Raw genomic sequence first — 1,767 nt, 5'->3', positions numbered from 1 at the left:
GTCTTTAGATATGAGCTGTTTGTCAATTAAGTTGTCGATTGAGTATTGCGTACGGTGATCGTCATGATGCTTTACTTGAATGGCATCGACAAGTATTTGCTGACTTCCATCGGCAATTCCTGAAGGGTGGTAATATACGACGATATCATCGAGATGTTTGATATCAGAACTTTCGATAACAACTCGGTTGACCAATTCAGTTTCGTCGAATAATTTCACTGCCTGTAACCAAAAGTGAATTTTTTGGTAGATAAACCCTCTTTCAATTGATTCCGTCGCCATCACTTCTTCCTTGTATTTGTTGCTTTCTACTTTGCCGGAATCTCTGCTACCAGTGATCGCACCATTGCCTCGGCAACATCTCCAAACCGATCCGACTGCTTGCCGGGTTTGCAGGCAGCTTTGCGAACACAGATAACATCAACACCGATACTCGCGAATGGTTCTATTTCATCCTTGGAAATACTACCTGCGACCCAAGCTTCTTTCTTCATCTTATGAAGTGATCTTATCCAGTCGGCGAGCTCTTCCAGATTGTAGTAATCCAATAGCCCCTTACCTTTAGACTTATCGATTGTATCAATAAGTAGTCCATCGGCTTTCATCGATTTGACCAATCCAAGACCTTCAGTCATCGGATCAAGGAACACCTGATGGTAATTATCAGCAAAGATCGCTGGAATTACCTAACATTCAGGATACCAATGCTTTACCGTTCGAACGATACTCAATCCTAGGTATTCAGCATGTTTGAGAGGTAAGAATGCGAGACCGCATTTAACGGCATTGACACCAGCAGTTGCAACACCCAATGCAGCTTGACAAGCAGTGCTTCTTCCGGTTTGTACCTCACCGATGTTTGTTACCACCCAGCAGTCGTGCTCATTGGCTTCTAGTGCGTTCTTCACTGCACTGATGTTCAGAGGATAAGGGGTTCCAAGGGCAGAGGCTGGGTATTCGACATCAATAATCGCAGCGCCACCTCTCGCGGCAGCGAGAGCTTCTGTAGAACCGCGAACACTAACTAACAAATTCGTCATTTCTACTCCTCTCCAACTAAGGACTTATCTCGTAACAACCTATCGCCAAACTTAGCAAGTAGAGCTCTACATAACTGACTTGAGATTGTTGGCATATCAATTCCATTTCGGCAGATCGAGATTATTCTCTCGAACGATCTCAATAATATTGGTGATATCTCGCAATTGTAGCACAATCACTCTCCAAGGAAGGGCCAATCCCCTAAGCTTTTCCCGAATGAAGCGGTCTCTTCGTAGATTTTGTCCGACATGGAAAGTAGTTCCATCGATGTACATCGCTATTCGCTTTTCGGGGACAGCAAAGTCCGCAATTGTTAGAGCTTTCGGTGAACCTTCGATGAAAATCGGGTACTGTTTCTCCAGTTTGAATCCAAGCTTAACAAATTCCGCCCAAAACTTAGCTTCTAGTGGTGAGCCCATGCCTTCGGAATAAGCTGCTAGCCATGGTCGAGGGTCGTTAATATCACCAGTCTCAAGTTTTCGTTCGATGGTCGGTAGTTGAGCGAGTTCTTCAATCGTATCGATTGCAGTAGTCCAATTCAAGAATTCATGGAACCGCTGATTGCGATAGTTTTTCAAGCACCTGTAACAGGAAGTTTCGCAGTTGTCGTGGGAAAGATGTTCGATTGCCGCTTTAGATACTCCGTCAAAATCAGTCGCAATTCGTCTCAGATAACCTGTACCACCCAGACTTGGGTCGACAAATGTAAGGGAAACACACTGGAGG

The 1,767-nt window shown here is 44.6% G+C and carries 2 protein-coding genes and 1 pseudogene; all 3 read right to left on the bottom strand.

The window, feature by feature from the left end; translation table 11 throughout:
• On the bottom strand, positions 1 to 282 hold a 282-nt coding region (locus OEM52_15110), incomplete at its 3' end, for a hypothetical protein (protein MDK9701462.1).
• A gap of 26 nt (positions 283 to 308) precedes the next feature.
• Positions 309 to 1,040 (bottom strand): annotated as a pseudogene (locus tag OEM52_15105) ((5-formylfuran-3-yl)methyl phosphate synthase).
• Positions 1,041 to 1,136: 96 nt separating this feature from the next.
• On the bottom strand, positions 1,137 to 1,767 hold a 631-nt coding region (locus OEM52_15100), incomplete at its 5' end, for a DUF1998 domain-containing protein (protein MDK9701461.1).

Source organism: bacterium, assembly GCA_030247525.1.
In the GTDB taxonomy this organism is placed as follows: Bacteria; Electryoneota; JAOADG01; order JAOADG01; family JAOADG01; genus JAOTSC01.
Note: the sequence above shows the minus strand (reverse complement) of the source record. Positions and strands in the feature narration are given on the sequence as shown.